Genomic DNA, 4,591 nt, shown 5'->3' with positions numbered 1-4,591 from the left:
GGCGGCACGGTGGCCAGCGTCTGCGCGGGGGCCGACGCGCTGGGCCGGGCCGGCCTGCTCGACGGCCGGCGCTGCACCACCCACCACGACGTGCAGGACGAGCTGGCCCGGCGCTATCCGGCGGCGACCGTGGTCCGCGACGTGCTCTACGTCGCCGACGACCGGGTGGTGACCTCGGCGGGCATCGCCAGCGGCATCGACCTGGCGCTGCACCTGGTGGCGGTGCGGCACGGCCCGGCGGTCGCCGCGCAGGTGGCCCGGCAGATGGTCGTCTACGCCCGGCGCAACGGGGACCAGCAGCAGGCCAGTGCGATGCTGCGGCACCGGGCGCATCTCAGCGACGCGGTGCACCGGGTGCAGGACCGGATCGACGAGAGTTTCGCCGAGCCGCTGCCGCTGGCCGAGCTGGCCCGTTCGGCCGGGGTCAGCGAGCGCACGCTGACCCGCCGCTTCGAGGCCGCGACCGGCCGGACGCCGCTGCGCTACCAGCAGCAGTTGCGGGTCGAGCGCGCCGAATATCTGATCGGGCACGGCGCGACGGTCGAGGCGGCCGCCCACGCGGTCGGCTTCGTGGACGCCCGCATGCTGCGCCGCCTGCGCGCCCGGTCGGCCTGATCGGATCTCAGTGCCCGTCCGGAAACCGGTCGCAGAACACCTTGACCGCGATCCCCATGATCTCCTCAGTGGACGGGTTGCGGGTGGCCGGGTTGATCGACATGGTCATCGACGTGCCGGCGTCCGAGCGGAACGCGAACGTGAGGTAGCCGATCAATTCGCCGCTGTGCCCCCACACGGTGCCGCACGGCAGCCGGTACGCCTGGAGCCCGAGCCCGTAGTCGAACCCGGCTCCGGTTTCGACGGTTGTGCGCATCGCCTGCAATGAGGCCTTGCTGACCAGCTCACCGCGGAGTAGTGCCGACATGAAGTGCTCCAGGTCGGCCGCCGTCGAGATCATCTCTCCTGCGGCCCAGTCCAGCGAGGGTTCATGCGGGTCGCGTCCACCAAGGCGGGCAGCGGCTCGTACCCCTTGGCGTGGGGTGACGGCATCCCGGACCGGTCACCCGGCACCACCGTGTGGCGAAGCCCCAGTGGGCGCAGGAGGCGGCGGGTGACCTCCTCGCCGTAAGGATTGCCGGTCAACCTTTCCACGAGCAACCCCAGGACCACGTAGTTGGTGTTGGAGTAGTGCCATTTCCCGTCGTCGGGGAGCTTCTTGGCCAAGGCCACTTCGAGCAACTCGCCCGGCTGGTAGGAGCGGAACCGGGCGTCGCCGCGCCAGCGGTTGGTCGAGTATCCGGGCTCGCTCATGTAGTCGTACAGATGGCTGGTGTGGTTGAGCAGTGCCCGGACCGTGATCCGCTCGCCGCCCGGCACCAGGCCGGGCAGGTGCTGGTCGATGGGGTCGTCCAGCCGTACCTTGTTCTCGTCCACGAGCTGGAGCACCACGGTGGCGACGAAGGTCTTGGTGGCGCTTCCGATCCGGAAGTACCCGTCGGGCGACGGCCGCGCCCCGCGCTCGATGTCGCGCACTCCGGCCGCGGCCGACAGGGTGCGGCCGCCGTCGGAGATCCGGACCAGGGCGGCGGTCGCCCCGCCGCCGCTCACGATGTTTTCCAGGTCAGGGCGTATGTCCACGCTGTGATCACCCGCCGCGACAGCCATCGCTACCAGCACATTCATCATCGTCTGCAGCATGCGCTCAACGCTATGAAGATCGATGTGGCGGCGGAATGCGGTAATCCGCCCACTCGACCTGCGGAAAACCACAGGCCGACCTTCGCACCTGAACCGGTGTCCGGACGGGCCCTCAGAGGGCCGGGTGGCCGAAGAGTCCGGGCAGGCCGCCGCTGTGCAGGAAGACGACCTTGCCGTCCGGTGGGCTGGCGCGCAGCCCGGCCAGCGCCCGCCCGGTGTAGGTCGGGTCGAGGAAGACTCCCTCCGTGCGGGCGGCCAGGGTCAGCGCCTCCTGCACCGGACGGGTCAGCGCCGCGTAACCGGCGCCCACGTGCGAGTGGTCGATCTGCAACTCGTCGGGCTTCACCGGCACCCCCATGGCGTCGAGCAATGCGGCGACCGTGCCGCGCGCGTCCGGCAGCGCTCCGGTGTCGACGCCGAAGACCCGGCCCGGGCCCAGCGCGGCCACCAGTCCGGCCATCGTGCCGCCCGAGCCCACCGCCACCACCACGGTGCTCAGATCCGGCAGCTGCGCGGTCAGCTCGCGGGCACAGTCCACATAGCCCAGCGCGGAGAACGCCGACGTGCCGCCGAACGGGATGACGAAGCCCGGCTGCGCGGCCGCCACCTCGTCGAGCGGGGCGTCGCCGGCCCATACGATGCGCGCGCCGGCCAGCTGGTCCAGGATCAGGTTGCCGCGTACGGCCGGCGGCTCGTCCCCGCGCAGCACCAGCACGCACTCCAGCCCCAGCCGGGCAGCGGCCGCAGCGGTCAGCCGGGCGTGGTTGGACTGCGGCGCACCGGTGGTGACCAGCGTCGTCGCGCCCGCTTGCAGAGCCTGGGCGCAGGTGTACTGCAGCTTGCGCACCTTGTTGCCACCGCCGCCGAGGCCGGTCAGGTCGTCGCGTTTGAGCCACAGCTCGTCGAGACCGAGTGCGGTGCCGAGCCGGGGTGCCGGCTCGAGCGGGGTCGGCCAGGTGCCCAGGGCGATCGGCGTGGTGTCCACCCGGGAAGTCTAGGATCCCCGGCGTGAATCCGCGTGGTGTCCTGCTCGACCTCGACGGCACGCTCGTCGACCACGAGGGCGCCGCCGCCGCCGGTCTGCGCGGCTGGCTGCCCAGCATCGGCCTATCGGCGACGGACGAGGCGATCGCCCGCTGGGCCGCCGTCCAGGAGCCGCACCTCGCGGCCTGGCGCGACGGCCGGATCACCTTCGCCGAGCAGCGCCGCCGCCGGGTCCGCGACTTCCTGGGTACGCAGGGCAGCGACGCCGAGCTGGACGAGATCTTCGCCGGTTACCTGACCCACTACGAGAGCGCCTGGTGCGCCTACGACGACGTGGCCGACACCCTGACCGCGCTCGCCGCCGCCGGCCTGCCCACCGCCGTGCTGACCAACGGCTCCCGCGGCCAGCAGCTCAGGAAGCTCGGCCGGACCGGCCTGGGTGACCGGGTCGGGCCGGTCTTCACAGTCGACGACCTCGGGGTGGCCAAGCCGCACGCGGAGGCGTTCCGCCGGGCCTGCGCGCGCTGGGGGTTCCCGCCGGGCGAGGTGCTCAGCGTCGGCGACGACCATGCGCTGGACGTGCTCGGGGCCCGCGCGGCCGGGCTGTCCGCCGTCCACCTGGACCGCCACGACCGTGGCCCGGCCGGCGAGACCCACCGGATCACCTCGCTGCGCGAGCTGCCGGCCCACCTCAGCGCAGGCTGAAGACCGGACCGCGGGCCGGGAACGGCAGCCGGGCGTCACGCGGCATCAGGTACGCGTGCGCCCGCCGGATCCGCAGCACGTCGCAGTGCCCGTCGGTGATCACCAGCAGCGGGCCGGCCGGCGGGAAGTCCGGGGCCCGTTCCAGCAGATCGATGCCCGGCTGCAGGACCGTGCCGCCGCGTCCGCGGACCCGTACCCGGCCGGCGATCTCGTGCACCGGCAGGTAGCCGGCGTCGTAGGCGGCCGCGTCGCAGAAGACCACCCGGGCCGCGGGCACGTCGCGGGCGGCGGCGTACGACGCGATCGCGCCCAGGGCCTTGCCCATCAGCTCGTGGCTCATCGACCCGGAGGTGTCCAGCAGCACCCCGAACGTGTGCCGCCGGACGACCTCCTCCGGCAGGTGCCGGCCCGGCCGCGGGATGCCCGGGGTGGCGGCCTGCCGCCGTGAGGGGCGCGCGTACGTCCGCTGCCGTTCCGGGCCGGGGACGTGCTCGTCGAACCAGTGGGCCAGCTGCACGTCCCAGGGCGGCGGCGGCTGCTCGAGCACCCGGATCTCCGCGGCCAGCCCGGTGGGCAGCAGGCCGCGCCCGTCCCGCTGGTGGTACCGGAACCCGGTGAGCAGCGCCCGCCGGTAGAAGTCGTCCAGGTCCACGCCCCCGGAAAGCGAACCGCGCCAGGGCAGCGGCTCACCGAGCATGTCGCCGAGGCCCCGGCCCCGCAGGGTCGCGAGCTTGCGCAGGCGGCGCAGGTCGGTGGCGATCCGGTCGTACACCTCCTCGGCGGACGCCCCGCCCAGGGCGGGGTCGAGCAGCAGCCCGTCGGGCAGCTCGCCGACGCCCATCTCGACGAGCCAGCCGTTGACCACGTAGTCGCAGGCGACATTCCACAGGTACGGGTCCCGCGGCCCGACCCGGTCGGCGTGCCGCAGCGCGACGTGCAGCATCTCGTGGGCCAGCACGAACCGCCACTGCGCTTCGCTCAGCTCACGCAGCGGGTTGACGTAGATCTCGCCGGCCGCGCTCGACACCGCCGCGATGGTGATGTCCCAGCCCCGGGCCAGGTCGGTGTCGGCGACCAGGGTGAACCCGGCGGCCAGCCCGCCCAGCAGCGGGTACGAGCCGACGAACCAGATCAGCGCCCGCTCCCACGGCTTGCGGGGGGCGCGCGGATCGGACAGCGACGACCGCGCGCCCCCGGCCACCTCGAC

At 73.3% G+C, this 4,591-nt stretch carries 4 protein-coding genes and 1 pseudogene; 2 read left to right on the top strand and 3 right to left on the bottom strand.

What is annotated here, in order from left to right; genetic code table 11:
- Positions 1-615, top strand: a 615-nt coding sequence (locus tag AB0C29_RS34690) for a helix-turn-helix domain-containing protein (RefSeq protein ID WP_360829414.1), incomplete at its 5' end; no start/stop codon positions are given.
- Between the two features lie 7 nt (positions 616-622).
- Here the strand turns inward: AB0C29_RS34690 and AB0C29_RS34685 are convergent.
- Positions 623-1,662, bottom strand: a pseudogene (locus tag AB0C29_RS34685) (serine hydrolase domain-containing protein).
- 145 nt (positions 1,663-1,807) lie between these two features.
- Positions 1,808-2,680 carry a pyridoxal-phosphate dependent enzyme gene (locus AB0C29_RS34680; RefSeq protein WP_360829412.1) on the bottom strand — a complete coding sequence of 291 codons (873 nt, stop codon included), beginning with the start codon at positions 2,678-2,680 and terminating at the stop codon, positions 1,808-1,810.
- A gap of 23 nt (positions 2,681-2,703) precedes the next feature.
- Between AB0C29_RS34680 and AB0C29_RS34675 the strand changes: the two genes are divergently transcribed.
- The gene (locus AB0C29_RS34675) at positions 2,704-3,384 is read left to right on the top strand and encodes an HAD family hydrolase (RefSeq protein ID WP_360829409.1); all 681 of its coding nucleotides are present in this window, start codon (positions 2,704-2,706) and stop codon (positions 3,382-3,384) included.
- Here the strand turns inward: AB0C29_RS34675 and AB0C29_RS34670 are convergent.
- Positions 3,371-4,591 (bottom strand): DUF2201 family putative metallopeptidase (locus AB0C29_RS34670; protein WP_360829406.1); only part of this gene is annotated, 1,221 nt, incomplete at its 5' end. The genes AB0C29_RS34675 and AB0C29_RS34670 overlap by 14 nt on opposite strands.

The organism is Actinoplanes sp. NPDC048791, assembly GCF_040650095.1.
Taxonomy (GTDB): Bacteria; Actinomycetota; Actinomycetes; order Mycobacteriales; family Micromonosporaceae; genus Actinoplanes.
This window is presented reverse-complemented; position numbering and strand designations above follow the sequence as displayed.